At 60.2% G+C, this 24,422-nt stretch carries 27 protein-coding genes and 1 other RNA gene; 15 read left to right on the forward strand and 13 right to left on the reverse strand.

Annotated elements, in window-relative coordinates:
• Window positions 1-27: 27 nt before the first annotated feature.
• A complete protein-coding gene (rlmE, locus tag ACWFVE_RS15130; RefSeq protein WP_447530086.1) occupies window positions 28-678 on the reverse strand; it encodes a 23S rRNA (uridine(2552)-2'-O)-methyltransferase RlmE in 651 nt (216 codons plus the stop codon).
• Between the two features lie 122 nt (window positions 679-800).
• Between rlmE and yhbY the strand changes: the two genes are divergently transcribed.
• Window positions 801-1,127 (forward strand): ribosome assembly RNA-binding protein YhbY, encoded by a 327-nt coding sequence (gene yhbY, locus ACWFVE_RS15135; protein ID WP_447530087.1) that lies wholly within the window; start codon window positions 801-803, stop codon window positions 1,125-1,127.
• A gap of 88 nt (window positions 1,128-1,215) precedes the next feature.
• Here the strand turns inward: yhbY and greA are convergent, their stop codons facing one another.
• The 5 genes from greA to ACWFVE_RS15160 all read right to left on the reverse strand — a co-directional run bounded on the left by greA (window position 1,216) and on the right by ACWFVE_RS15160 (window position 7,658).
• A complete protein-coding gene (gene greA, locus ACWFVE_RS15140) occupies window positions 1,216-1,692 on the reverse strand; it encodes a transcription elongation factor GreA (protein WP_447530088.1) in 477 nt (158 codons plus the stop codon).
• Window positions 1,689-4,919, reverse strand: a complete 3,231-nt coding sequence (gene carB, locus ACWFVE_RS15145; RefSeq protein WP_447530089.1) for a carbamoyl-phosphate synthase large subunit — start codon at window positions 4,917-4,919, stop codon at window positions 1,689-1,691. Before carB ends, greA begins: the two co-directional genes overlap by 4 nt.
• A 52-nt stretch (window positions 4,920-4,971) precedes the next feature.
• The gene (gene carA, locus ACWFVE_RS15150; RefSeq protein WP_447530552.1) at window positions 4,972-6,117 is read right to left on the reverse strand and encodes a glutamine-hydrolyzing carbamoyl-phosphate synthase small subunit; all 1,146 of its coding nucleotides are present in this window, start codon (window positions 6,115-6,117) and stop codon (window positions 4,972-4,974) included.
• Window positions 6,118-6,450: 333 nt separating this feature from the next.
• Window positions 6,451-7,263, reverse strand: coding sequence for a 4-hydroxy-tetrahydrodipicolinate reductase (gene dapB, locus ACWFVE_RS15155; RefSeq protein ID WP_447530090.1), 813 nt, complete (start codon window positions 7,261-7,263; stop codon window positions 6,451-6,453).
• Window positions 7,264-7,373: 110 nt separating this feature from the next.
• Window positions 7,374-7,658, reverse strand: coding sequence for a DUF2218 domain-containing protein (locus tag ACWFVE_RS15160; RefSeq protein WP_447530091.1), 285 nt, complete (start codon window positions 7,656-7,658; stop codon window positions 7,374-7,376).
• Between the two features lie 286 nt (window positions 7,659-7,944).
• Between ACWFVE_RS15160 and ACWFVE_RS15165 the strand changes: the two genes are divergently transcribed.
• From ACWFVE_RS15165 to ACWFVE_RS15175, 3 genes are read left to right on the forward strand one after another with little or no spacing between them, the layout of a single operon-like run.
• Entirely contained in the window at window positions 7,945-9,066 is a 1,122-nt protein-coding gene (locus ACWFVE_RS15165; protein WP_447530092.1) for an ABC transporter substrate-binding protein, read from the forward strand.
• Entirely contained in the window at window positions 9,056-10,129 is a 1,074-nt protein-coding gene (locus ACWFVE_RS15170; protein WP_447530093.1) for a FecCD family ABC transporter permease, read from the forward strand. Before ACWFVE_RS15165 ends, ACWFVE_RS15170 begins: the two co-directional genes overlap by 11 nt.
• Window positions 10,123-10,872 carry an ABC transporter ATP-binding protein gene (locus ACWFVE_RS15175; protein WP_447530094.1) on the forward strand — a complete coding sequence of 250 codons (750 nt, stop codon included), beginning with the start codon at window positions 10,123-10,125 and terminating at the stop codon, window positions 10,870-10,872. Before ACWFVE_RS15170 ends, ACWFVE_RS15175 begins: the two co-directional genes overlap by 7 nt.
• Here ACWFVE_RS15175 and ACWFVE_RS15180 read toward each other — a convergent pair.
• The 4 genes from ACWFVE_RS15180 to grpE all read right to left on the reverse strand — a co-directional run bounded on the left by ACWFVE_RS15180 (window position 10,850) and on the right by grpE (window position 15,864).
• Window positions 10,850-11,749, reverse strand: coding sequence for a DMT family transporter (locus ACWFVE_RS15180; protein WP_447530095.1), 900 nt, complete (start codon window positions 11,747-11,749; stop codon window positions 10,850-10,852). The genes ACWFVE_RS15175 and ACWFVE_RS15180 overlap by 23 nt on opposite strands.
• Before the next feature lie 115 nt (window positions 11,750-11,864).
• Complete coding sequence (dnaJ, locus tag ACWFVE_RS15185) at window positions 11,865-13,022, reverse strand: molecular chaperone DnaJ (RefSeq protein ID WP_447530096.1); 1,158 nt, start codon at window positions 13,020-13,022, stop codon at window positions 11,865-11,867.
• 124 nt (window positions 13,023-13,146) lie between these two features.
• A complete protein-coding gene (dnaK, locus tag ACWFVE_RS15190; RefSeq protein ID WP_447530097.1) occupies window positions 13,147-15,081 on the reverse strand; it encodes a molecular chaperone DnaK in 1,935 nt (644 codons plus the stop codon).
• A 138-nt stretch (window positions 15,082-15,219) separates the two neighbouring features.
• Window positions 15,220-15,864: a nucleotide exchange factor GrpE gene (gene grpE / locus ACWFVE_RS15195; RefSeq protein ID WP_447530098.1), complete on the reverse strand. Its 645-nt coding sequence runs from the start codon at window positions 15,862-15,864 to the stop codon at window positions 15,220-15,222.
• A gap of 198 nt (window positions 15,865-16,062) precedes the next feature.
• Here grpE and recN point away from each other — a divergent pair, with 198 nt between their 5' ends.
• Window positions 16,063-17,736 carry a DNA repair protein RecN gene (gene recN / locus ACWFVE_RS15200; RefSeq protein ID WP_447530099.1) on the forward strand — a complete coding sequence of 558 codons (1,674 nt, stop codon included), beginning with the start codon at window positions 16,063-16,065 and terminating at the stop codon, window positions 17,734-17,736.
• A gap of 115 nt (window positions 17,737-17,851) precedes the next feature.
• Here recN and fur read toward each other — a convergent pair whose 3' ends face one another.
• Window positions 17,852-18,262, reverse strand: a complete 411-nt coding sequence (gene fur / locus ACWFVE_RS15205) for a ferric iron uptake transcriptional regulator (RefSeq protein WP_447530100.1) — start codon at window positions 18,260-18,262, stop codon at window positions 17,852-17,854.
• Between the two features lie 72 nt (window positions 18,263-18,334).
• Here fur and ACWFVE_RS15210 point away from each other — a divergent pair, with 72 nt between their 5' ends.
• On the forward strand, window positions 18,335-18,832 hold the full coding sequence (locus ACWFVE_RS15210) for an outer membrane protein assembly factor BamE (RefSeq protein WP_447530101.1): 498 nt from the start codon (window positions 18,335-18,337) through the stop codon (window positions 18,830-18,832).
• Window positions 18,833-18,835: 3 nt separating this feature from the next.
• Here the strand turns inward: ACWFVE_RS15210 and ACWFVE_RS15215 are convergent, their stop codons facing one another.
• Both ACWFVE_RS15215 and ACWFVE_RS15220 read right to left on the reverse strand, forming a co-directional pair.
• Window positions 18,836-19,156, reverse strand: a complete 321-nt coding sequence (locus tag ACWFVE_RS15215; RefSeq protein WP_447530102.1) for an RnfH family protein — start codon at window positions 19,154-19,156, stop codon at window positions 18,836-18,838.
• Entirely contained in the window at window positions 19,146-19,580 is a 435-nt protein-coding gene (locus ACWFVE_RS15220; RefSeq protein ID WP_447530103.1) for a type II toxin-antitoxin system RatA family toxin, read from the reverse strand. The genes ACWFVE_RS15215 and ACWFVE_RS15220 overlap by 11 nt, the downstream gene beginning before the upstream one ends.
• A 126-nt stretch (window positions 19,581-19,706) precedes the next feature.
• Here ACWFVE_RS15220 and smpB point away from each other — a divergent pair, with 126 nt between their 5' ends.
• The 9 genes from smpB to ACWFVE_RS15265 all read left to right on the forward strand — a co-directional run bounded on the left by smpB (window position 19,707) and on the right by ACWFVE_RS15265 (window position 24,346).
• Window positions 19,707-20,198 (forward strand): SsrA-binding protein SmpB, encoded by a 492-nt coding sequence (smpB, locus tag ACWFVE_RS15225; protein WP_447530104.1) that lies wholly within the window; start codon window positions 19,707-19,709, stop codon window positions 20,196-20,198.
• Between the two features lie 43 nt (window positions 20,199-20,241).
• Window positions 20,242-20,621, forward strand: a transfer-messenger RNA (tmRNA) gene (ssrA, locus tag ACWFVE_RS15230).
• A 164-nt stretch (window positions 20,622-20,785) separates the two neighbouring features.
• The gene (locus ACWFVE_RS15235) at window positions 20,786-22,021 is read left to right on the forward strand and encodes a tyrosine-type recombinase/integrase (protein ID WP_447530105.1); all 1,236 of its coding nucleotides are present in this window, start codon (window positions 20,786-20,788) and stop codon (window positions 22,019-22,021) included.
• Entirely contained in the window at window positions 22,018-22,935 is a 918-nt protein-coding gene (locus ACWFVE_RS15240) for a hypothetical protein (protein WP_447530106.1), read from the forward strand. Before ACWFVE_RS15235 ends, ACWFVE_RS15240 begins: the two co-directional genes overlap by 4 nt.
• A gap of 80 nt (window positions 22,936-23,015) precedes the next feature.
• Complete coding sequence (locus ACWFVE_RS15245) at window positions 23,016-23,213, forward strand: helix-turn-helix transcriptional regulator (RefSeq protein ID WP_447530107.1); 198 nt, start codon at window positions 23,016-23,018, stop codon at window positions 23,211-23,213.
• A 272-nt stretch (window positions 23,214-23,485) separates the two neighbouring features.
• Window positions 23,486-23,692 carry a hypothetical protein gene (locus ACWFVE_RS15250; RefSeq protein WP_447530108.1) on the forward strand — a complete coding sequence of 69 codons (207 nt, stop codon included), beginning with the start codon at window positions 23,486-23,488 and terminating at the stop codon, window positions 23,690-23,692.
• On the forward strand, window positions 23,689-23,814 hold the full coding sequence (locus ACWFVE_RS15255) for a hypothetical protein (protein ID WP_447530109.1): 126 nt from the start codon (window positions 23,689-23,691) through the stop codon (window positions 23,812-23,814). The genes ACWFVE_RS15250 and ACWFVE_RS15255 overlap by 4 nt, the downstream gene beginning before the upstream one ends.
• Window positions 23,811-24,104 (forward strand): hypothetical protein, encoded by a 294-nt coding sequence (locus tag ACWFVE_RS15260; protein WP_447530110.1) that lies wholly within the window; start codon window positions 23,811-23,813, stop codon window positions 24,102-24,104. Before ACWFVE_RS15255 ends, ACWFVE_RS15260 begins: the two co-directional genes overlap by 4 nt.
• Window positions 24,101-24,346: a hypothetical protein gene (locus ACWFVE_RS15265; protein WP_447530111.1), complete on the forward strand. Its 246-nt coding sequence runs from the start codon at window positions 24,101-24,103 to the stop codon at window positions 24,344-24,346. The genes ACWFVE_RS15260 and ACWFVE_RS15265 overlap by 4 nt, the downstream gene beginning before the upstream one ends.
• Window positions 24,347-24,422: the final 76 nt, after the last annotated feature.

The raw sequence follows: 24,422 nt of genomic DNA on the forward strand, positions 1-24,422 counted from the left end.
CCATGATCGTTTTCTTCGCGGCGTGAATTAGCGGCCGCGAAACCCCTGGGCTAAAAAATAGACCTCCCGAGAGCGGGCGCGCGAGGCGCCGGGCTTACGCGTCACTACGCGGTCGAAGTCGCCTCTCAACTCCTTCAAATAAGCGTCGAAGCCTTCGCCCTGAAACACCTTGGCCAGAAAAGTACCGCCTTTGGAGAGCGTTTCCCGGGCAAGCTCCAGGGCCAGTTCGACAAGATACATCGCCTGAGGCTGGTCGATGGCGGTCATGCCACTCATATTGGGGGCCATGTCCGACATCACAAGGTCGACGCGGCGATTTCCCAGCCGCTCGAGAATGGCGTTCAGCACGCTCTCTTCGGTGAAATCGCCCTGAATGAAGTCAACGCCGGCTAGCGCGTCCATTTCCAGAATGTCCGAGGCGACGACGACACCATCCATACCGACTTTATCGGCGGCCACTTGGCTCCAGCCACCGGGGGCGGCGCCCAGGTCGATCACCGTCATGTTCGGGCGAAAGAGCTTGTCTTTTTCATCGAGCTCTAAAAGCTTGTAGCTTGCTCGCGAGCGGTAGCCGTCCTGCCAGCTCTGCTTGACGTACTGATCATCAAAATGCTCTTTCATCCAGTTGGCGCTGGTCTTGCTGGCGGAGCGTTTGGGACCTGCTGGCTTTTGCTGCATGAGGCGTCTACATCTAGCGTATGGGGGTGAATGTGCGAAAGTGCCGGGTGGACTGCTTTCACTTGACGGCGTTTCACCGTAAGATGGAGCGTTAAGCGCAAACCGGGATACCGCAAGATACCATGAGCTTGTCACAGGCACAAAAGAAAGCATTTCGCAGCATTGGCCATCACCTGAACCCAGTCGTGACGGTCTCTGAAAACGGCATCTCCGAGAATCTGCTCGCCGAGTTCGACCGCGCACTGCGCGATCACGAGCTGATCAAGGTGAAGCTGGCCCTCCCCGAGCGCGATGATCGCGCGGCCATGGTGCAGGAGCTCGTCAATGAAAGCGGCGCGGAGCTTGTTCAAACCATTGGCAAGATGGCGCTTTTTTACCGCCGAAACCCAAGCGCCAACCCCAAACTTTCCAACGTCAGCCGCTTCGAGAACCATCACGGCCGCCACTGAGCACGCGTTAAAGCACTATCGAGAAGCGTCATGAAAAAGGCCCGGGCATCACTGCCCGGGCCTTTTTTGCACCATCGAAACGCGCGGCTTAGATGTGCTCGACGCTTTCGATTTCGTATTCGACATCGCCGCCGGGAGTCTTGACCACCACGATATCGCCCTCTTCCTTGCCAATCAACGCGCGGGCAATGGGGGATGTGACCGAGATGCGCCCGGATTTAATATCCGCTTCGTCTTCACCGACGATACGGTAGGTGACCTGGGCGTCGCTATCCAGGTTCAAAAGCGCCACGGTCACACCAAAGATCACCTTGCCGGTTTTGGGCAACTTGGTGACATCGATCACCTGGGCGCCGGAGAGCTTGCTTTCGATCTCTTGAATACGTCCTTCGATAAATCCCTGCTGTTCGCGGGCCGCGTGATACTCGGCGTTCTCCTTGAGATCGCCGTGCTCGCGCGCCTCGGCGATCGCGGCAATCACTTCAGGGCGCGCTTCGCCCTTCAGGTGATTGAGCTCTTCGCGAAGACTTTTTTCGCCCGCTACCGTCATCGGGACCTTGTTCATTGACTTGCTCCTGCATGCAGATCCTGAAGGCGCCGCACCGTAATCTCCCGACCGTACTCGAGCGCCATGCAAACGGCATTAGCGCCCGCCAGGGTGGTCGCATAGGGCACCTTGCGCGCGAGAGCAGTACGGCGAATGATCGAAGAGTCGTTGATAGCCTGACGACCTTCGGTAGTGTTCACAATGTAGGCGATCTCGTCGTTCTTGAGCGAATCGACGATATGGGGGCGACCTTCGTAAACTTTATTGACGTGCTCGACTGTAAGCCCGGCCGCTTCGAGTGCGGCGGCCGTACCGCGCGTGGCACATAACGTGAAGCCCAATGTTAGCAGAGAACGGCCTACTTCGATAATCCCCTCTTTGTCCGGCTCGCGTACCGACAAGAAGGCCTTGCGCGGACCATCGAGGGCCGGAATGGCCTCCCCGGCGCCCAGCTGCGCCTTGAAAAATGCCTCGGCGAAGGTGTCGCCGGAGCCCATCACTTCGCCGGTGGACTTCATCTCCGGCGAAAGGATCGGATCGACCCCCTGGAACTTGTTGAACGGGAAGACCGCTTCTTTCACGCTATAAAAGTGCGGCACGATTTCGCGCTCGAAGCCCTGGCTTGCCAGGGTCTGGCCGGCCATGCAGCGCGCGGCGATTTGGGCAAGCGAAGTGCCGATGCACTTGGAGACGAAGGGCACGGTGCGCGAGGCCCGCGGGTTGACTTCGATCACGTAGATTTCATTGTCCTGCCAGGCGAGCTGCACGTTCATCAGCCCCTTCACGCCTAGCTCCACCGCCATGCGCTTGACCTGGTCGCGCATCTCGTCTTGGACGTCCGCGGGCAGCGAGTACGGCGGTAGCGCGCAGGCGGAGTCACCGGAGTGCACCCCGGCCTGCTCGACGTGTTGCATGATGCCGCCGATCACCACGGTGTCGCCGTCGGACACCGCGTCGATATCCACCTCGACCGCGGCGCTCAAGAAGTGATCCAGCAGCACCGGCGAGTCGTTGGAGACCTTCACCGCGTTGGTCATGTAGTTTTCGAGCTCAGAAGCGTCGTAGACGATCTCCATGGCGCGCCCACCGAGCACGTAGCTGGGGCGCACGACCAAGGGGTAGCCAATCGCCTCGGCCTTGGCGAAGGCCTCGTCGAAGCTGCGCGCGGTGGCGTTGGGCGGCTGCTTGAGACCGAGCTTCTCGATCATGTGCTGGAAGCGCTCGCGGTCTTCGGCGCGGTCGATGGCATCCGGGGTGGTGCCGATGATCGGCACGCCGGCGGCTTCGAGCTCCCGGGCGAGCTTGAGCGGGGTTTGGCCGCCGAACTGGACGATCACGCCCGCCGGCTTCTCCTTGTCGGCAATCTCCAGCACGTCTTCCAGCGTCACCGGCTCGAAGTAGAGTCGATCCGAAGTGTCGTAGTCGGTGGAGACGGTTTCCGGGTTGCAGTTGACCATGATGGTCTCATAGCCGTCATCGCGCATGGCAAGCGCGGCGTGAACGCAGCAGTAGTCGAACTCGATGCCCTGGCCGATCCGGTTCGGGCCACCGCCGAGCACCATGATCTTCTGGCGATCGGATACGTCGGCCTCGCACTCCTCTTCATAGGTGGAGTACATATAGGCTGTGCTCGAGGCGAACTCCGCCGCACAGGTATCGACACGCTTGTAAACCGGACGTATACCCGCGGCCTGGCGGGTTTGGCGGAATTCCTTTTCGCTGACGCCGAGCAGTTTGGCCAGGCGCGCGTCGGCAAAGCCCTTGCGCTTGAGCTGATAGAGCTCGCGGGCCGAGAAGTCGCCCAGCGCGCGCTTGGCCACGGCGGCCTCAGAAAGAATCAGGTCTTCGAGCTGCACCAAAAACCAGCGGTCGATGTTGGTCAGCGCGAAGACCTCTTCGACGCTCATACCGGCGCGCATGGCATCCGCCACAAAGAAGATGCGCTCGGCGCCGGCGGCCTGCAGCTCGCCCTTGATCTGCGCCACCGCCTCATCATTAAAGTCGGTGATGATCGGATCGAGGCCGTCGTTGCCGGTTTCCATACCGCGCAGCGCTTTTTGCAGCGACTCCTGGAAGGTACGGCCAATCGCCATCACCTCGCCTACCGACTTCATCTGGGTGGTGAGACGGTCGTTGGCCTGGGGGAATTTCTCGAAAGTGAAGCGCGGAATCTTGGTGACGACGTAGTCGATGGACGGCTCGAAAGACGCCGGGGTCGCCCCGCCGGTAATGTCGTTTTGCAGCTCGTCCAGGGTGTAACCCACCGCGAGCTTCGCGGCGATCTTGGCGATCGGAAAGCCGGTGGCTTTCGAGGCAAGCGCCGAGGAGCGCGAGACCCGCGGGTTCATCTCGATGACCACCAGGCGCCCGGTTTGCGGGTCCATGCCGAACTGGACGTTGGAGCCACCGGTTTCCACCCCGATCTCGCGCAGCACCGCCAGGCTTGCGTCGCGCATGATCTGGTACTCTTTATCCGTCAGCGTCTGCGCCGGGGCCACGGTGATCGAGTCGCCGGTGTGCACGCCCATGGGGTCGAAGTTCTCGATGGCGCACACGATAATGCAGTTATCGTTTTTATCGCGCACGACCTCCATTTCGTACTCTTTCCAACCCAGCAGCGACTCGTCGATCAGCAGCTCGTGGTTGTTGGAAAGCTCGAAACCGCGGGTGCAGATCTCCTCGAACTCTTCCTTGTTGTAGGCCACGCCGCCGCCGGAGCCGCCCATGGTGTAGGAAGGCCGGATGATGGTCGGAAAGCCGAGCTCCGCCTGAATCTCCCAGGCCTCCTCCATGGTATGGGCGACCTTCGCCTTCGGGCACTCGAGGCCGATGCGCTTCATGGCCTGGTCGAAGAGATCACGGTCCTCGGCCATGTTGATGGCGTCGGCGTTGGCGCCGATCATCTCGACGCCGTGCTTGTCGAGTACGCCATGCTTTTCAAGGTCGAGGGCGCAGTTGAGCGCGGTTTGCCCACCCATGGTGGGCAGGATCGCGTCGGGCTTTTCCGCCTCGATGATTTTTTCGACGGCCTGCCAGGTGATCGGCTCGATGTAGGTGGCATCGGCCATGACCGGGTCGGTCATGATGGTGGCCGGGTTGGAGTTGACCAGCACCACCCGGTAGCCCTCCTCGCGCAGCGCTTTACACGCCTGGGCGCCGGAGTAGTCGAATTCGCAGGCCTGGCCGATGACGATGGGGCCAGCGCCAATGATGAGAATAGTCTTGATGTCGGTACGCTTGGGCATAACGGTTCCCGCAAAAAAGTGACGATGAGCTCGATAGGGCTTGGCAAACGGATCAGCGACGCGCCTGCATCAGGCCGATAAAGCGATCAAACAGCGGCGATACGTCCTTCGGACCGGGGCTCGCTTCCGGATGCCCCTGAAAGCTGAACGCCGGGCGGTCGGTGCGCTCGATGCCCTGCAGTGTGCCATCGAAAAGCGAGCGGTGCGTGGCGCGCAGATTACCTGGCAGCGTGGTTTCGTCGGCGGCGAAGCCGTGGTTCTGGCTCGTGATCATCACCGTGCCAGAGTCGAGATCCTGCACCGGGTGGTTGGCGCCGTGGTGGCCGTGATTCATTTTGACGGTCTTCGCCCCGGAGGCCAGCGCTAAAAGCTGGTGACCCAGGCAGATACCGAACACCGGCGTATCGGTTTCGAGAATCTCGCCAATCGCGGTGATCGCGTAGTCGCAGGGCTCCGGGTCGCCGGGGCCGTTGGCCAAAAATACGCCATCCGGATTCATCGCCAGAACCTCTGCAGCTGGGGTCTGGGCGGGCACCACGGTCAAGCGGCAGCCGCGGGCGGCCAGCATACGCAGGATGTTGAATTTCACCCCGTAGTCATACGCCACCACGTGGTAAGGCCGATCAAAGGTCGAAGTATCGGCGTAGCCCGCGCCCAGGCTCCACTCGCCTTCGCTCCACTCATAGGCCTGCTTGCAGGAGACCTCCTTGGCCAGATCCATGCCCTTGAGCCCGGGAAAGGCGCGGGCCGCCGCCAGCGCCCGCTCGACGGCGTCGTCGCCTTCGGCATCGCTGCCCGCCAGAATCGCCCCGTTCTGCGCGCCCTTGTCGCGCAAAAGGCGTGTCAGGCGGCGGGTGTCGATATCAGCGATGCCCAGCACGTTTTGACTTTCCAGATACTCGGAAAGGCTCTGCTGGCTGCGAAAGCTGCTGGCCATCAGGGGGAGATCGCGAATCACCAGGCCGGCGGCGGCAACAGAGGCGGACTCCACGTCTTCCGGGTTAATGCCGGTGTTGCCGATATGCGGGTAGGTGAGCGTGACGATCTGGCGGGTATAGGAGGGGTCGGTGAGAATTTCCTGGTAGCCGGTCATGGCCGTATTGAACACCACCTCCCCGCTCGTGACGCCTTCGGCGCCGATGGCCACTCCGTGAAACACGCTGCCATCTTCCAGGGCCAATATCGCAGGTTTGCTCAATGCGGGGTTATTCAAGACAACTTCTCCCATGCTGTTAGGCGCCTGGGGGCGCAGGCTCGGCGATCCGGTGTCGGCGTTTGCGTGCAAACGTCGGGTCGTAAAAAAGCGGGACGAAGCCGATAAAGAAAAAATCGGTTTCATCCCGCTTGTTGTTCTTCCGTGGCAGGTGGCCATGGTTTAGCGTACGGCGTTGGGCAATTTTTCAATAAAGCCAGTGCAACAAGCGCAGCGTTCGCCGTTTACTTTCTACTCACATGCCACCACCCGGCCAAAATTTTTGGAATGTTACAGCATTTCAGACGACCAGACCAGCCTTTTGGCTATAAATCCAGCTCAAGCCTCACCCAGCCCGAGCACGTCCTGCATATCGAAACGCCCGCTTCGTTGCTCCGCGACCCAGCGCGCCGCGCGCACCGCGCCCTTGGCAAACGTCATGCGACTCGAGGCCTTGTGGGTGATCTCGATGCGCTCGCCTTCGGTGGCGAACATCACCGTGTGCTCGCCGACGATATCGCCGGCGCGTACGGTGGCAAAGCCGATTTCCCGGTCGGTGCGCGGACCGCACTGGCCCACGCGCTCGAACACGCCGTGCTCTTTCAGCGTGCGATCCAGACTTTTGGCGACGACCTCGCCCATCTTGACCGCGGTGCCGGAGGGGGCATCGATCTTGTGGCGGTGGTGGGCTTCGACGATCTCGATATCGTAACCTTCATCGCCCAGCGCCCTGGCCGCGGTTTCCAAAAGCTTGAGGGTCAGGTTCACACCGACGCTCATGTTGGGCGCGAACACCATGGCGACGTTATCGCGGTAGCTATCGAGGACGGAGAGCTCGTCATCGTTCATCCCGGTGGTACCGATCACGATGGCCTTGCCGTGCTCGGCGCAGAAGGCCAGATTCGAAAGCGTTACTTGGGGGGCAGTGAAGTCGATTAGCACATCGAAGTCATCGACGATGGCGTTTAGTGAGTCGACCGCGGTCACGCCACACTTCCCCGTACCCGCCAGCTCGCCGATATCGGCGCCGACGAGCGAGCTTCCCGGCTCGACGATACCGCCGGCCAGTGTTGCGTTCTCATCCTGATTTAGCGCGCTTACCAGCGTGCGGCCCATGCGCCCCGCTACGCCTACGATGGCCACTCGTGTCATACAATCTCCTGGGTGCAATCGTCTTAAAGGCGCCAGGCGGCGCCTTTTATTCATTCATCCGCGGGAGTATACCAGAGCCCGCCGGCCATCACGGCCGGCGGGCGGCCTGGCTAGTTTTCCCAGACGATCTCCAGCGTCTCGTCTTTGACCATGCGCTCCAGGTGGTTCTGGACGACGCCTTCGAGTTTATCCAGCGTTGCCTCATCGAGGGTTTCGATCGAGACCGCGAGCTTATCGGCCTCGGCGTGCATCAGGCAGGTGCCGCCTTCAGGAAAGACGATTTTGGCATCCTGAGCGGTGTACTCGACCTCGAGCTTGTGTGACCAGTGCTTACACAAACGGTTGATCAAGCGCTCACCGGATTCGGTGGCCATTTCAGCACGGGATATCGGCATGACACTCTCCTTACATAAGAAACGATCGATGTAGCTTAAAATCGGCGTTGAAAACTGACAAACGCTGCGTTGAGCGCTTACGCAACGCAGCGTTTGAATAATTGGAACAGTTTGACGCTAACCGCTCGACAGCTATCCGGGATTTCTCGATAATACCCTATGTAAATGCGAATCATACACAGTTGTCTCAGGGCGCCTGGCTCCGTTGAACGGCCCGACTCTTTATAGACACCATGATGACTTTTTATCTTCAGCCTTTTTATTGGCAGACTCGGCGGGAAAATTTATGAGCTCACATCTAAAAGCCCTGGCCGGTGCGGCCGCCCTGAGCTGCACGGCCGTCATGGCCGACGGTATCGACGTGGTGGATATTACCGGGCGCGAGGTGCATTTCGATGCCCCCGCCGAGCGGGTCATACTCGGTGAAGGCCGTCAGATCTACCTGTTGGGTCTGCTCGAGCCCGAAGCACCGTTCACCCACGTGGTAGGTTGGCGCGAAGATTTCTCCCAGGCCGATCCGGATAACTACGCGCGCTACGCCGAGCGCTTTCCGACGATGGGCGAGCTCCCCACCTTTGGCGGTTTCAAGGACGGTACCTTCGACGTCGAGCAGGCCGCCTCATTAACGCCGGACGTGGTGTTCATGAATTTGGAAGCCAAGGCCGCCACCGAAGACGCCGCCTACGACGATAAGCTCGGCCATCTCGGCATTCCCATCGTCTACGTCGATTTTCGTGAAGACCCGATTGCCCACACGATCCCTTCGATCCGCCTGATGGGCCAGATCATGGGCGATGAAGAAGCCGCAGAGGAATTCATCGACTTCGCCGAGGCGCAGCTGGCCCGCGTCACCAACGTAATCGACGAGGCCGACCCCGAGCGGCCGAGCGTGTTCATCGACCGGGCCGGCGGCTACTCCGATGAGTGCTGCATGAGCTTTGGCCCCGGTAACTTCGGCGAATATGTGACACTCGCCGGGGGCGCGAACATCGCCGAGGGCATCATCCCGGGCAGTTTCGGCACGCTCAACCCGGAGCTGATCATCGCCGCAAGCCCGGAGCACATCGTCGTAACCGGCGGCAACTGGGATGCCTACGTCCCTGGCGGCGACTGGGTCGGCATGGGCCCGGGTGCGGATATGGATGCGGCGCGAGCCAAGCTCGAAGGACTCACCCACCGCACGGCGATGACCGGCGTTCAGGCCGTCGAGGATGACAACGTCCACGCGATCTGGCACCAGTTCTACAACAGCCCCTACTACTTCGTCGCCATTCAGCAGCTCGCCAAGTGGCTACATCCGGATCTTTTCGAAGACCTGGACCCGGAGGCCACGATGCGCGAGCTTCACGAGCGCTTCTTGCCGATCGACTATGAACCCGGCTACTGGATCTCCCTCGATGGCCAGTGATACCATCCTGAGCGTCCCGGCAAGCCAGGGGCGCAGCCACTATAAAACCCAGGTGCTACGCCGCCAGCTGATTCTCGTCGCGCTGGTCGTGGCCCTGTTTTTCAGCCTATGCGTCGATCTGTCGCTTGGCCCGGCCCGCTATAGCCTCGGCGAAGTCATCGCGGCACTGCTCACCCCCGCAAGCGTCAGCGATCAGATCCGCGTGATCCTTTGGGAGATGCGCATGCCGGTGGCGCTGATGGCGCTGGTGGTCGGCGCGAGTCTCTCAATAGCCGGCGCGCAGATGCAGACCATTCTGAGCAACCCACTGGCCAGCCCCTTCACCCTGGGTACCTCCGCCGGGGCAAGCTTCGGCGCTGCCCTCGGGCTTGCGTTTGGTGTCGCCATCATCCCCGCCGCCTCCATCGAGTTCGTGGTGCCGCTCAACGCCTTCATCATGGCCATGTTCACGGCGTTCTTGATCCACACGCTGAGCTTAAAGCGCGGCGTTACGGTGGAGACCATCGTGCTGCTGGGCATCGCCATGGTGTTCATCTTCAATTCACTGATGTCGCTGATCCAGTTTTTCGCAAGCCAGGAGGCGGTGGCCGCGGTCGTGTTCTGGACCATGGGGAGTCTGACCAAGGCGACCTGGCCCAAGTTCTGGATCGCGCTGGGCATTCTGGGGGCGATCCTGCCGCTTCTGGCCCGCCATGGCTGGGCGCTGACCGCCATGCGCCTGGGCGATGCCAAGGCCGAGAGCATGGGCGTCAAGCCGCGCGCGCTGCGCCTGGAAGTACTAGTGCTGGTCTCGCTGCTCTCTGCGGTGGCGGTGGCGTTCGTGGGCACCATCGGCTTTATCGGCCTGGTGGGCCCGCACATCGCCCGCATGCTGGTGGGCGAGGATCAGCGCTTTTTCCTGCCGGGCTCGGCGATTTGCGGCGCGTTGATTTTGTCGGTGGGCTCGGTGATCTCCAAGCTGATCATTCCCGGCACGATCATTCCCATCGGCATCGTCACATCATTAGTCGGCATTCCGTTCTTTCTGTTTCTCGTGCTCAACCACAAGAAGGCCTCATGGTAACGCTCACGCTCAATCACGTATCGGCGCGTTACGGGCGTCGCACCATCGTCGATGACGTCACGACCCCCACCTTTCACGGCGGCCAGGTGGTGGCGCTATTGGGGCCCAACGCGGCGGGTAAATCGACGCTTTTTCGCCGCATCCTGGGCCTGGTGCAGGGCCAAGGCACGGTGGTTATCGGCAACACCCAGTCCGAACGCCCGGTGGCCTACATGCCCCAAGACACCGGCGCGAAGGCGGTGCTCAGTGTCTACGAATCGGTGCTTTTGGCACGCATGCAGGGGCGAAGCCTAAAGGTACGGCCTGAGGATCTTGCCCAGGTCGACCGGGCGCTTGGAGAGTTGAACATTGCCGCCCTTGGCGAGCGCGATATTGGCGATTTGAGCGGCGGCCAGCGCCAGCTGGTGAGTGCCGCCCAGGCGCTGGTGCAGGAACCGGACATCCTCATGCTCGACGAGCCTACATCGGCGCTGGACTTGAACCGCCAGATCAACCTGCTGAGCGTACTGCGTCGACTGGCCGACGAGCGCGGCATGCTGATTCTGGTTGCGCTGCACGATTTGGGCCACGCACTGCGCTTCACCGATGCCTCGATGGTGCTAGAGCACGGCCGGTTGATCGCCTGCGGCCCCACTCAAGAGGTCATCACGCCGGATCTCTTGCGCCAGGTCTACAAAGTGGCGGCGCGCATCGAGCCCTGCTCGAAGGGCCACCCTCAGCTTATCGTCGAAGAGGCCGTTTAGAGCGGCGGCCTTCGAGGGAGGCCAGCGCGACGCCGGCCAGCATCAGCGGCAGTGCCATGATAAAGCCACTCGAGATGGGGATGGCGAACAGCACCCAGTCCGCGGCGATCGGCCAGACCAGCGCAACGTACTCGAACGGCGCCAGCCGCGACACTTCGGCATAGCGAAACGCCAGCGTCATGGCGATATGCCCTGCCCCGCCAAACAGCCCGGAAAGCACCAGCAGGGCAAACTCGGTGTTGCTCAACGAGGCCCAGCCCAACGGGAACGTGGCAAGCCCCGCCAGCGACGACACCACGATGAAATAAAACGCGATCGACCCGGCGGTTTCGGTGCGCGAGATATGCCGGATGGTCAGCAGAGCGCCCGCGGTCAAAAGCGCACCCACGGTGCCGAGCGCGTAGCCCAACAGCCGGCCGTCACTTCCGGCCCCGCTCAGTTGGGGCACCACCAGCACCGCCATACCGGCCAGCGCCAGCACGATGGCCCCGGCGCGGTAGAACGAAAATTTTTCGCCGAGTAGCAGCACGCCGCCCACCGCCATGAAGATCGGCGCCAGCTGCACCAAAAGCGTCGCCTCGGCCACCGGCAGAAAAGCGACGGCCGAAAACGAGCAAAACATCGCCGCCGCCCCAAGCCCCGAGCGCAGCAGATGCCCGAGCGGGCGCCGGGTGGCCAGCGCCCCGGGAAACTCCCGGCGAACCATCAAAAAGATGACGATGGGGATCAGCGCGAACAGCGAGCGAAAGAAGATGGACTGGCCCACCGGAACCGACTCGCTCACCGCCTTGATACACACCAGCATGCCGGTGAACATCACCCCGGACAGCACGCGCAAGCAAATGCCCAGCCCTGGGCGGTCTTCGATTCCGGTCATGATCGACTCGCTTCTTTCTACAAAAAAGTCCCCGGCGCCAGGCACCGGGGACTTTGTACGCTAATGGCGCGCCAGGTACTCCATGGAGCACCCCGCCAACGCCGAGACCTTCAGCTTACGGCTTCATCTCTTCGAAGAACTTCTTCACGCTGTCGAAGAAGCCGGTTTTCTTCGGCGAGTGGCTGTGGCTGTTGCTGCCGTCGAAGCTCTCCTGGAGCTGACGCAGCAGACCTTTCTGCTCTTCGTTCAAATTCACCGGGGTCTCGATCACCACCTTGCAAAGCAGATCGCCCGGCGCGCCGCCGCGAACCGGTTTCACGCCTTTACCGCGTAGGCGGAAGAGCCGTCCGGTTTGGGTTTCCGGCGGAATCTTGAGCTTCACGCGGCCATCGAGCGTGGGCACTTCGAGTTCGCCCCCCAGGGACGCGTCGACGAAGTTGATCGGCACATCGCACTGCAGGTGCTTGCCATCGCGCTGGAAGATCGGGTGCGACTTGATCGCGACCTGCACGTAAAGATCGCCGGCCGGGCCGCCGTTCACGCCGCTTTCGCCTTCGCTATTCAGGCGAATACGGTCGCCGGTATCCACACCAGGCGGAATCTTCACGGACAGCGTACGGGTCTCGCGTACGCGGCCTTCACTATTACACTTGTGGCACGGCACCTTGATCTGCATGCCGGAGCCGTGACAGGTGGGGCAGGTTTGCTGCACGGCAAAGAAGCCCTGCTGCATGCGCACCTGACCCATGCCCTGACAAGTCGGGCAGGTGTCCTTGCTGGTACCGGGCTCGGCCCCTTCACCGTCGCAGCGGTCACAGTTGATGTGGCGCGGTACACGAATGTCGACCGTGGTACCGGCGACGGCGTTTTCCAGATCCAGCTCCAGGTTGTAGCGTAGATCCGAGCCGCGGGCCGGGGCGTTCGGGCCACGACGACGACCGCCGCCACCACCAAAGATATCGCCGAACACGTCGCCGAAGATGTCGCTGAAGTCCCCAGCGCCACCGCCGCCGCCGAAGCCGCCACCACCATAGCCGCCGCCCTGGCCGTCTACACCGGCGTGGCCAAACTGGTCATAAGCAGCGCGCTTTTGCTCGTCGCTGAGCACTTCGTAGGCATCGGATACGTCGCGGAATCTCTCTGCGGCGGTTTCGTCATCCGGGTTACGGTCAGGGTGGAATTTTTGCGCCAGGCGGCGATAGGCCTTTTTGATCTCTTTCTGATCGGCCCCTTTTTCAACACCCAGGACTTCATAATAATCGCGCTTGGACATGGGTCCTACGCCTCCTGGTTAGGTATGCACTTGACGGTACAGGTCACGATAAACGTCCTGGCCGCGGAAACAGCAACGCGGGAGAGAGCTCCCGCGTCACTGCTATCCTTGGCAGAAAGAGAAATTACTGCTTCTTCTGCTCGTCGTTGACTTCTTCGTACTCGGCGTCAACCACGTCGTCTTCCGGCTTGGAAGCGGTTTCTTCGCCACCTTCGCCTTCGGCTGCCTCGGCGCCTTCAGCCTGCTCGGCGTACATCTTCTGCGCCAGCTGGCCAGAGGCTTCGGTCAGGGCATCCAGTTTCTTCTGGATATCGTCCTGATCATCGGTCTTGACCGCTTCCTCGAGCTCGGTGATGGCGGTTTCGATGTTCTGCTTCTCTTCATCGGTCGCCTTGTCGCCGGCTTCTTCCAGGGTCTTGCGCGTGGCGTGAATCATGCCGTCGGCCTGGTTACGCAGCTGGACCAGCGCCTCGAACTTCTTGTCTTCGTCGGCGTGGGCTTCGGCGTCGCGCACCATCTGCTCGACTTCTTCATCGGAAAGACCGCTGGAAGCCTTGATGACGATCGACTGCTCTTTACCCGTCGCCTTGTCTTTTGCGGAGACGTTCAGGATACCGTTGGCGTCCAAGTCAAAGGCAACTTCGATTTGCGGTACGCCGCGCGGTGCCGGCGGAATGTCGGCGAGATCAAAGCGACCCAGCGACTTGTTCTGCGCTACCTGTTTACGCTCACCCTGCACGGCATGAATGGTCACGGCCGTCTGGTTGTCATCCGCGGTGGAGAAGGTTTGGGTCTTCTTCGTCGGGATGGTGGTGTTCTTCTCGATCAGCGGCGTCATGACGCCGCCGAGCGTCTCGATACCCAGCGTCAGCGGGGTGACGTCGAGCAGCAGCACGTCTTTCACGTCGCCGCCCAGTACACCGCCCTGAATCGCGGCACCTACGGCAACGGCTTCGTCCGGATTGACGTCTTTACGCGCTTCCTTGCCAAAGAACTCAGCGGCTTTCTGCTGAACCAGCGGCATACGCGTCTGACCACCGACGAGGATGACGTCGTCGATTTCAGAGGCGGAAAGACCGGAGTCCTTCAGCGCCATCTTGCACGGCTCCAGCGAGCGCTGTACCAGCTCTTCGACGAGCGACTCGAGCTTGGCGCGGGTCACTTTGACGTTCAGGTGTTTGGGACCGGTGTTGTCTGCCGTGATGTAAGGCAGGTTCACGTCGGTCTGCTGGGCGCTTGAAAGCTCGATCTTGGCTTTCTCGGCGGCTTCTTTCAGGCGCTGCATGGCCAGGTTGTCGCCGGAAAGGTCGATACCGCTGTCGGACTTGAACTGCGCGACCAGGTAGTTGATCAACGAAAGGTCAAAGTCTTCGCCGCCCAGGAAGGTGTCGCCGTTGGTGGCCAACACTTCGAACTGGGTTTCGCCATCGACATCGGCCACTTCGATGATGGAGATATCGAAGGTACCACCGCCCAAGTCGTAAACCGCGATGGTCTTGTCACCGCGCGACTTGTCCATGCCGTAGGCAAGGGCAGCGGCGGTCGGCTCGTTGATGATCCGCTTGACTTCCAGACCCGCGATGCGGCCGGCGTCTTTGGTCGCCTGACGCTGGCTGTCGTTGAAGTAGGCGGGTACGGTGATGACCGCTTCGGTCACTTCTTCGCCGAGGTAGTCTTCGGCGGTTTTCTTCATCTTTTTAAGCACTTCCGCGCTGACCTGCGGCGGTGCCATTTTCTTGCCTTTTACTTCGACCCACGCGTCGCCGTTATCGGCTTCGGCGATCTTGTACGGCACCATCTTGATGTCTTTTTGAACGACGTCGTCCTTGAAACGGCGGCCGATCAGACGCTTAATGGCGTACAGGGTGTTTTCCGGGTTGGTCACGGCCTGGCGCTTGGCCGACTGGCCGACCAGGGTTTCGCCGTCATCGGTGTAGGCGATGATGGACGGCGTGGTGCGGCCGCCTTCGGCGTTTTCAATTACCTTGGAGCTATCACCATCGAGAACCGCCACACAAGAGTTGGTGGTACCCAGGTCAATACCAATAATACGTCCCATAGCAAAACCTCGAATTCGGTTGTGACAAAACTAAATGCTGTTGAGCAATCGGTCTGCGGTAACTACCGCGGGTTGGCCTTTATCTGGGGGCCGCCTTGAACTTTTCAAGGGGGAATTTTGCATTAACCCCTAACTCGATCACTCTGCTTTCTTGCTGACCACGACCATCGCCGGGCGAACCAGACGGCCGTTGAGCAGGTAGCCCTTTTGCATCACGTCCATCACGGTGTTGGGCTCGAGCTCCGGATTGGGGACCATGGTCATCGCTTCGTGCACCTGAGGGTCGAAGGGCTCGCCGTGGGGCTCCACGCTTTCGACACCAAACTTGTTCAGCACGTCCAGCTGCATTTTGAGCGTCATGGACACGCCTTCACGGTGTACGTCAGTAGCGTCTTCCTGCATGTTCTCGAGGGCTTTTTCAAGGCTGTCGACCACCGGCAGAAGCTCTTTCACGAACTTCTCGAGCGCGAATTTGCGCGCTTTTTCCGCTTCGGCTTCAGCGCGGCGACGAATGTTTTGCGCTTCCGCCGAGGCGCGCAGCGACTGGTCCTTCGCCTCGGACAAACTCTGTTCGAGCTCTTCTACCCGCGCGGCCAACACTTCGGCTTCCGGGTTATCCACGCCCTGCTCCAAAGTGTCGGTGCCCAGCGGTGACTCGTCGTCCAGCACGCCTTCCAGGTCACCCTCGACCAGGCGCTCTTCGTCGGCCTGCTCGGTAACGTCGGCCTCCTGCTCCTGGCGGGCCAGCTCGTCATCCATGGGGGTTTGCGGTTCTTTCGCCATGCCGTACTCCTAAATGAGGTCGCGGCGCCTAATGCGGCTACCTGATGAAACAAAGGGTTTATCGATGCGTATGCACGCTATATGGGGGCCCTGGCCGTCATCTCAAGAGGGGCATTGAAGTGAGTTATCGACTACTGTATAAAACAACAATCATTGTATAAGCATCCAGTTCCTATAGCGCCCTGCCCAGGAGGCCCTATGCTGACGCAGCTAGTGATCCAGGACTACGCCATCGTTGACCGTCTGGAGCTCGACTTGACCGACGGCATGACCGCCATCACCGGTGAAACCGGGGCGGGCAAATCCATCTTGCTTGGCGCCCTGGGGCTTTGCCTGGGCGAACGCGCCGAGGCCGGGAGCGTACGCCACGGCTGTGAGCGCACCGATCTTTCCGCCAGTTTCGACATTACCCACCTGCCCGCCGCTGCCGATTGGCTCGAAGCGCGGGAGCTCTCGTCAGAAGAGTGCCTTTTGCGCCGCGTGGTCAGCGCCAACGGTCGCTCGAAGGCGTGGATCAACGGCCAGCCGGTGACCATCGCCGATCTTAAAGCGTTGGGCGAACTGCTCATTCAGGTACACGGCCAGCACGCCCATCAGGCGCTGATGCGCGAAGAGACTCACCTTGCCCTGCTGGACGACTACGCCGGGCTCAAACCCAAGCGCCAGGCGTTGACCGAAACCTTCAAGGAGTGGCGCAGCGCCCGGGCACGGCTGAAAAAACGCAGCGAGGCCGGCAGCGAAGTCGAGGCCAAACGTCAGCTACTGCGCTACCAGGTGGAAGAGCTGGATCAATTGGACCTGAGTGAGGGCGAGCTGCAAACCCTGGAAGAGGAGCAGCATACGCTGGCCCACGCCGAGGAGACCCTTCGCGAGACCCAGTTTGCCGTGGAGTGCTGCGAAAGCGATGAAGGCGGGGCGCTGTCGCTGCTCAATCAGGCCCACGCGCGCTTGACGGCGCTTCCCGGCAGCGACAAGGGCGTGCTGGCCAATACGCTTGCCATGCTCTCAGATGCCCGCATTCAGGTAGAGGAAGCCGCCAGCGAGCTCTCCCACTTCGCCAGCGCCACAGAGCTTGACCCGGAGCGCCTGGCTTGGGTAGACGAGCGCCTGACCGATGTTCACCGCATCGCACGCAAGCACCACGTCGCCCCGGAAGAGCTCTGTGCGCTTCACAAAGCGCTTGCCCAGGAATTCGCCCAGCTCGAGGCGAGCGACGAAGACATCGAGGCGTTAAGCGGCCAGGTGGCCGAGTACCGCGAGCGTTACCGCCAGGAGGCCAAAGCGCTCTCTGAGGCGCGCCAGAAAGCCGCCATCAAACTCGGCAAAGAAGTCCAGCAGCAGTTGGCGTTTTTGGCCATGGGCAAGGCGCGCTTCGAGGTGGCCGTTTCCCCACGTGAAACGCCCAGCCAGGAGGGCCTCGACCAGGTGCAGTTCTTGATCAGCGCCAATCCGGGCCAGCCGGCCAAGCCGCTCACCAAAGTGGCTTCCGGCGGTGAGCTTTCGCGCATCAGCCTGGCGATCCAGGTCGTGGCGGCCAGCCACTCCACCATCCCAAGCCTGGTCTTCGATGAAGTGGACGTGGGTATTTCCGGCGCCACGGCGGAAATCGTAGGTCAGCTTCTGCGCAAACTGGGCGAAAAAGGCCAGGTCATGACCGTCACCCACCTGCCCCAGGTCGCCGCCCAGGCGCACCAGCACCTGCATATCGAAAAGCACGCCAAGCGCGACAGCACCCTGACCCACATGGCGCTACTCGACGATCAGGGCCGGGTGAGCGAGCTGGCGCGCATGCTGGGCGGCGTAAAACTCTCCGAGCAAACCCTGGCCCACGCCCGGGAGATGCTCAACGCCAGCCAGCGCCCAACGCACTAGCGGCTAAAACCCTGGCACGCCCAAAACCAAAAGCGCCCCGGCCGCGATAGCAGCCGGGGCGCTTTTGTGAGCGCTGCGGTTCGTTGACTCAATAAACCGCTTGAAAGAGTGCGTGTTACGTCTTGGGGCGTACGTACAGCACCAGCGCATGGTCGATCAGCTCGAAGCCGTGCTCTTCGGCGATTTCTTGCTGACGACGCTCGATGATTTCATCGACGAACTCGATGATCTCACCGCTTTCCAGACATACCATATGGTCGTGATGGTCTTCCTGGGTCATTTCGAACACTGCGTGGCCGCCGTCGAAATTGTGACGAATCACAAGACCGGCTGACTCGAACTGAGTCAGCACACGATAGACGGTCGCCAAGCCGACATCCTCACCCGCATCGATCAGTGTTTTATACACTTCTTCTGCGCTAAGGTGGTGTTGGCCCGAAGCATTTTCGAGAATCTGGAGAATCTTGACACGCGGCAGGGTCACTTTTAGCCCGGCTTTGCGTAGTTCATGGTTCTGATCGGCCATGGTTGCTCTTCGCAGTAACAGGTTAGGTCGGGTATGATCGACCGAAACCACGATAGTGAAGAACAGGCCCAAATGCAAAAATTGACTCGTATCATTACGCTTTCCGTTGCCCTGACCGTCGTTAGCGGCTGTAGCTACGTTGGCGTTTACAAGCGCGACATCCCACAAGGCAACCTGGTGACCCAGGAAATGGTCAGCCAGCTGCAACCTGGCATGACCCAGGAACAGGTCACCTACGTCATGGGACGCCCGCTTTTAGAGGCGCCCTTCGATTCCCGCGAGTGGGACTACGTCTACCGGCTGGACAAAGCGTACGCCGGCGTCGAGCAGCGCCGCGTGACACTCACTTTTGACGAACAGGGGCGGCTGGCCAACGTCGAACAGCAGGGCGATCTTTCGCGCGCACCGACGGTCAGTCGCAGTGAAGGGGCAGGTCCAGCGACCGAAACCGCCGACCCGGCCCTGCCGATCATGACCCCGAACCAGCAAACCACGACGCCAACGCCCGAGAACGCGCCCACATCGACGCCAGAGAACGCGCCCGACCCGCAGCCTGTGATTCTGGACTAAGGGCTAGTCGCCCGTCTGGCGCTTGGCACGCGCCAGACGGGCGGCCTTGGGATCGATCTGAAGCGGGCGGTACACCTCGATGCGATCGCCGGGTGAAAGCGTTTGCACGCTTGGCTCACGCAGCGCTTTACCAAACACGCCCAGTGGCGCTTCATCAAAGGTATTGGCGGGGTGCTCGGGAAAAAGCGCGGGGAGTCCGGCCTTTGCGACGGCTTCCCGAGCGGTGGTGGTGGGCGTGACGTCCACTTTCACGATGTGCTGCTTCTGCGGCGTGGCAAACGCCACTTCCACGCAGAAAAGCGTGCTCGAGATCTCATCGGCCATATAGTTCGTCTGCGCGCTTGGTGAACGCATCGACCAATTGGCCGGCGATTTGTTGGAACAGCTTGCCAAACGCCATACCCAGCAACCGGTTGGCAAACTCGAACTCCATTTCCAGGCTAACCTTGCAGGTGCCCTCGCCCATGGGCGTGAAGAGCCAGCGGCCCTTTAACCGCTTGAACGGGCCCTTTACCAGTGAAAGCTCGATACGCTCCGGGGCGTACAGATCATTGCGCGTGGTGATGGTTTGCTCCACTCCGGCGCGGCCCAGCGTCATCTCGCCAATCAGATGCGTTTCGTCACGCTCGATCAGGCGGGCACGGCGGCACCCAGGCAAAAACTCGGGGTAATGTTCGAAATCGTTGACCAAATCGAACATCTGTTGGGGGGTGTGCCGCACCATGGCGGTACGATTAACGGTTGGCATTGACCTCTCCGCTGACTTCACAGTGCCCAAAGCGTATCATGGGAAATAATATTTCAGACCTTGAATGGTATCACGCCTCCCCATATAACGAAGGGGGTGCTATCGACAGATTAATGATGAGGTTTCATGGCCACTAAGAAAGGCAAGAGCAAGGGCCCCAGCAACAGCGCCATCGCCCAGAACAAGAAGGCGCGGTTTGAGTACCATATTAACGAAACCTTCGAAGCAGGCCTTTCGCTTGCAGGTTGGGAAGTTAAAAGCCTGCGCGCGGGCAAGGGTCAGCTCACCGACACATATATTCTAGTGCGTAATGGCGAAGCGTGGCTGCTGGGTAGCCACATCATGCCGCTCAACACCACCAGCACCCACGAGATTGCTGATCCGACCCGCACGCGCAAACTGCTGCTTCACCGCAAGGAGATCGCCAAGATCTTCTCGGTCACCCAGGACAAGGGCCACACCTGCGTGCCGCTCAAGCTCTACTGGAAGCGCAACATGGTGAAGTGTGAGCTGGCGCTGGTGACCGGTAAGCAGCTTCACGATAAGCGCGCGACCGAAAAAGATCGCGACTGGGACCGTCAGAAAGGTCGAATCATGCGGGAACATAATCGCGCGTAGCTGGTCAATTAACGCTGAGCACGTTAGAATACTGCTCTGACTTGGGGGCGACATGGTTTCGACGCCGGTGACAAACCCTGCGGTGCATGCCGAGAGCGTGATGTATCTCGTAAATACCACATCACGAAAAATAGTCGCAAACGACGAAAACTATGCTCAAGGCGCGCTGGCAGCGTAACAACTGCTAGCTTCTTGTCTGGCCCCAAGGTGATGTGCCTATTCATCACTGCGGGGATATGAGCTAAAGCTGATAGGACCGCGGTTGGCGGTGTCTTCTCGTCAACCGTTAAACTTTAGAAGGCTCGCGTGACTGGATCCTGATCGTCGGAGCCAGCTACGTTAAAGCAAATGACGAAATCTAAGCATGTAGAGCCAATGGGCGAGTGCTGGCGGACGCGGGTTCAATTCCCGCCGCCTCCACCAACACGGGGTATCAGGAGTTATCACAACTTCTCGGAAACCCAGCAATGAAGCGCCTCCGGGCGCTTTTTTGTTGTCTGGAGTTTTCACCCCATGCCTTGACATGCCCCCGCCAAAGGGGGCATATCTGGGGGCATTAAGAGCCTTCACCGATGAGGTGCCCCCAAATGGCAAACGCCAACAACAAACTCTCCGCCACCGCCGTGCGCAACGCCAAGCCCCGTGAGAAAACCTATCGCCTTGCCGATGGCGGGGGCATGTATCTGGAAGTCACCCCAACTGGGGGCACCTACTGGCGGATGAAGTACCGCTTTCACGGAAAAGAGAAACGCTTGGCCATCGGGGTATATCCGGCGGTGAGCTTAGCTGGCGCCAGGACATCCAGAGACGAAGCCCGCAAACAGTTAGCCCAAGGGCTCGACCCCAGCACCTCCAAGCGCGTCACCAAGGAGCTTGGCAAGGCCGCCGCCGAAAGTACCTTCAAGACGGTGGCCACGGAATGGCTCGAGCATATCCACCGCCATGAAGTGGTGGCCGACCACTACGAGCGCAACAAGTCACGCCTTACCCGTGACGCCTTCCCGGCGCTTGGACATCGCCCCATCACCGATATAACGCCGCCAGAGCTATTGGACTGCCTGCGCAGGATCGAGAAGCGCGGCCACTTGGAAACCGCCCACCGCGTCAAAACGCTGTGCGGGCAGGTATTCCGCTACGCCATATCCACGGGCCGCGCCGAGCGTGATTTAACGCCAGACCTCAAGGGCGCGCTTCGCACGCCAAAAACGAACCACCACGCCGCGATCACCGATCCGGCGGCCCTGCCCCCACTGCTAAGCGCTATCGACGGCTATGGCGGTATGCCGGTGACCATTACCGCGCTCAAGCTATCGCCGCTGGTATTCGTGCGCCCGGGCGAGCTGCGCCAAGCCCGTTGGGAAGACTTCGACCTTGACCGCGGCGAATGGGCCTTTAAGCCGAGCAAAAACGCCGATCCGCTGATAGTGCCCCTCCCCCACCAGGCCGTGACCATGCTTACCGAACTTCACCGCCTTACAGGCCGGGGCGAATACGTGTTCCCCGGCGCCCGTAGCAGCAAACGCCCCATGAGCAACACCACCATAAAGGCCGCGCTCGATCGCATGGGCTTCAAGGGCGAGATGACCGCCCACGGCTTCCGTGCCATGGCGCGCACCATTCTGGCCGAGCGGCTGGGCTACCCCGAGCAGTACATCGAGCAGCAACTGGCCCACAAGGTACGCGACGCCAACGGGAGCGCTTATAACCGCACCACGCACTTGGAACAACGCCGGGAAATGCTGCAAAGCTGGGCCGACTATCTGGACGCACTGCGCGCTGGCGCGGGTAATGTGGTGCCGATCTACCAGAGGGCCAAGGCATGAGTAAAAGCCAAGGTGGGCGTTATATCTTACAAAACGGAATAAGAAAGCAGGTACAAGCTCCGACCATTGACAGGTTCAGGGAAGTATATAGCGAGGAAGAGGAAGCAAAGGATAACGATTTAGTCGAGCAGGTAATTGATACTCTGCGAGCACTGGAAAAACGGGCTGAAGAGCTAAAGCCCGGCATTGCAGATGATCCTAACAACGCGTTACCTGAACTAGCTGGGCGCTGGAAAGATGAAGGCTTTCCCAAGGCTGGACTAGCCATGCTCCACCACATGATGGTCAAGGGTGGGCGTGATCTGTTAGCAGCCGCTACTGCTTGGGAGGTTCACCGCAACGCCATAAAGAGCGCTCGAAACTTCTACCCTGCCGAACATCCAAACGAACCATTGAAGCTGGCGCTATGGGAGCATGGGTTGTCGAATTATAGCGGCTTTCCCACTTCCTCTTTTAGCTCCCAAAAGATTAGCAATGCCTTTGAAAAACTGACCAGCTACCAAGTGGAATATTTCGGCCAAGGCGAGCTAAGAACCACGTCACGACAAGAGGTCGCCCAAAGGTTCGAAACGAAGGAAAGAGAGCTGCTTATTGCCAATTGGTTCTTTCAATTGTGGAGTAGTGATCCGAAGCGATACCCGACCACGCGTAATGGAATGGGCTTTTTAAATGCCGCCGACCAGATAAACGAATGGATAAAGCTCTTTCAAAGTGACCCAGAACACTACGCAAGAGCCTACCATCTTAATTCTCAAATAATTATGAGTTTCAGAGAGAAAGGAGGTGTCTTTGTAGGCGCAGCAACAGTTCAAAAAGTTTATGACTGCCCTGGCTCAATGTGGCACCAATCGAAATTATGGGGTTTTTCAAAAAGCACACGAAAAGTAGCGATGCGCAAAAGGGGTAAAAATTAATGTAAGGAAATACCCCCAATCAGGGGTTGCCAAGCACCATCCTTTCAGCCATGTCCAAAGCAATCAGGAGCTACAACGACATGGCCAACCTCATCAAGTTACCCGCCGTCAAAGCCAAAACCTCGCTAAGCACAAGCACTATCTATCGCGGCATCGAGCGCGGCGACTTCCCCAAGCCCGTGCGCCTGAGCCCTCGCTCCGTGGCTTGGGTCGAGAACGAAGTGGATGCTTGGATCGAGCAGCGCATCGAAGCGAGCCGCCAAGAGGGGGTCGCCTAATGTTGACCGCGTGCCCGCCTACCCGCTATGCTTTCGCTGCTGGCGCAAAATCGTCAGCCAGAGGGTTTAGCGGCCCGAGTAAAACACAAAGGCGCAACAGCGCGCCCATGACAGGCGCTTTTTTTATGCCTGTCAGTTATGGCGGCTGTGCGTGGGACACCTTCGGGTGTGCCGGTTTCCTTTGTGGCCGGTCCGCTAACCTGCGTACAGTCGCCCCCATTAGTTGTTTAGCGGCAACCGGGGACGGCTCCAAACACAAAGGAGTCACACCCATGGCCAAGTTACGCCTATCTAATCCAGATACCCGCAGTTTATCCAGCCGTGCCGACGCGCATAGAGCAATGGCGAAAGCCGCTCTATATGCCGATTCCAGCACGCGCACCCGCCTTAAGCGTTACACCAACCACATTGAAAAAGCACAGCAACTTGAAGCCCAAGCCCTAGAGGCTGCCAAGCGCAGCACTGGCGGTGAAGCGTGAAACTATCCGCCCGCCAATTAAAGCGCCTGACTGAACTGCTGGCGCCTTACCACGCCGCCCCGCTTACCAAGCCCGCTATCGAGCTGGCCTTGCGCCTTGTGCGTAGCGAGGTGCCCGCATGAGCCCGCAACAGATCCCCCAGCCCCACCGCGACGCCATCGCGCAAATTCAGGCCTTGGCGATGGCCATAAGCATCCAGGGCACCTATTGGGTGGGCGTCCAGTTTTCGGGCATGTTGCTTCGCCTGCACGTAGACGTTAACCGCTGCGCCGACCTTTACGCCCCGAATAGCACAAGCTCCACCTATTGCGTGACGCTTCCACCCTGCAACCGTGCCGAGCCCGATAGCCTTGAGCAGCTACAGGCAGTAGCCCGTGAACTGGAAGCATTGCTTCCGGGGATGGCGTCATGAACCGGTCAACCATTCGGCACTTGGTCGAGCTGCGCGAGATTGCCGAAGCGAGCGCCACGCTGGCGCAGACCATGAGCGACGTTGCCTACCTAAGCGACGAGCCAACAGAACAACAGGTGCAGGCGTGGGCGACGGCCTTTCGCTGCATGGGCGAGCGTGCCACCACGCTGGCCTATGACGTGATCGAGGAAGAGGAGGAAGGCTCAGACGCCGAGCCACAAGGGGGCCACGATGCTGACTGACACCCATGAAAAAGCCCAGCGCAATGGCTGGGCCTTCTCCGCGCCGCCTACCAAAGCAAACGCTAAGCCTGAGAAT

The sequence above is a fragment of the Vreelandella mediterranea genome, from assembly GCF_970647075.1.

Coding starts and splice junctions, on each gene's coding strand:
- ACWFVE_RS15260 (WP_447530110.1), top strand. CDS start 23,811: ATGAGCCCGCAACAGATCCCCCAGCCCCACCGCGACGCCATCGCGCAA.
- greA (WP_447530088.1), bottom strand. CDS start 1,692: ATGAACAAGGTCCCGATGACGGTAGCGGGCGAAAAAAGTCTTCGCGAA.
- dnaK (WP_447530097.1), bottom strand. CDS start 15,081: ATGGGACGTATTATTGGTATTGACCTGGGTACCACCAACTCTTGTGTG.
- grpE (WP_447530098.1), bottom strand. CDS start 15,864: ATGGCGAAAGAACCGCAAACCCCCATGGATGACGAGCTGGCCCGCCAG.
- ACWFVE_RS15245 (WP_447530107.1), top strand. CDS start 23,016: ATGGCCAACCTCATCAAGTTACCCGCCGTCAAAGCCAAAACCTCGCTA.
- ACWFVE_RS15215 (WP_447530102.1), bottom strand. CDS start 19,156: ATGGCCGATGAGATCTCGAGCACGCTTTTCTGCGTGGAAGTGGCGTTT.
- rlmE (WP_447530086.1), bottom strand. CDS start 678: ATGCAGCAAAAGCCAGCAGGTCCCAAACGCTCCGCCAGCAAGACCAGC.
- ACWFVE_RS15210 (WP_447530101.1), top strand. CDS start 18,335: ATGCAAAAATTGACTCGTATCATTACGCTTTCCGTTGCCCTGACCGTC.
- ACWFVE_RS15175 (WP_447530094.1), top strand. CDS start 10,123: ATGGTAACGCTCACGCTCAATCACGTATCGGCGCGTTACGGGCGTCGC.
- ACWFVE_RS15170 (WP_447530093.1), top strand. CDS start 9,056: ATGGCCAGTGATACCATCCTGAGCGTCCCGGCAAGCCAGGGGCGCAGC.
- ACWFVE_RS15250 (WP_447530108.1), top strand. CDS start 23,486: ATGGCCAAGTTACGCCTATCTAATCCAGATACCCGCAGTTTATCCAGC.
- ACWFVE_RS15220 (WP_447530103.1), bottom strand. CDS start 19,580: ATGCCAACCGTTAATCGTACCGCCATGGTGCGGCACACCCCCCAACAG.
- ACWFVE_RS15235 (WP_447530105.1), top strand. CDS start 20,786: ATGGCAAACGCCAACAACAAACTCTCCGCCACCGCCGTGCGCAACGCC.
- ACWFVE_RS15265 (WP_447530111.1), top strand. CDS start 24,101: ATGAACCGGTCAACCATTCGGCACTTGGTCGAGCTGCGCGAGATTGCC.
- ACWFVE_RS15160 (WP_447530091.1), bottom strand. CDS start 7,658: ATGCCGATATCCCGTGCTGAAATGGCCACCGAATCCGGTGAGCGCTTG.
- fur (WP_447530100.1), bottom strand. CDS start 18,262: ATGGCCGATCAGAACCATGAACTACGCAAAGCCGGGCTAAAAGTGACC.
- recN (WP_447530099.1), top strand. CDS start 16,063: ATGCTGACGCAGCTAGTGATCCAGGACTACGCCATCGTTGACCGTCTG.
- carB (WP_447530089.1), bottom strand. CDS start 4,919: ATGCCCAAGCGTACCGACATCAAGACTATTCTCATCATTGGCGCTGGC.
- dnaJ (WP_447530096.1), bottom strand. CDS start 13,022: ATGTCCAAGCGCGATTATTATGAAGTCCTGGGTGTTGAAAAAGGGGCC.
- smpB (WP_447530104.1), top strand. CDS start 19,707: ATGGCCACTAAGAAAGGCAAGAGCAAGGGCCCCAGCAACAGCGCCATC.
- ACWFVE_RS15180 (WP_447530095.1), bottom strand. CDS start 11,749: ATGACCGGAATCGAAGACCGCCCAGGGCTGGGCATTTGCTTGCGCGTG.
- ACWFVE_RS15165 (WP_447530092.1), top strand. CDS start 7,945: ATGAGCTCACATCTAAAAGCCCTGGCCGGTGCGGCCGCCCTGAGCTGC.
- ACWFVE_RS15240 (WP_447530106.1), top strand. CDS start 22,018: ATGAGTAAAAGCCAAGGTGGGCGTTATATCTTACAAAACGGAATAAGA.
- dapB (WP_447530090.1), bottom strand. CDS start 7,263: ATGACACGAGTGGCCATCGTAGGCGTAGCGGGGCGCATGGGCCGCACG.
- yhbY (WP_447530087.1), top strand. CDS start 801: ATGAGCTTGTCACAGGCACAAAAGAAAGCATTTCGCAGCATTGGCCAT.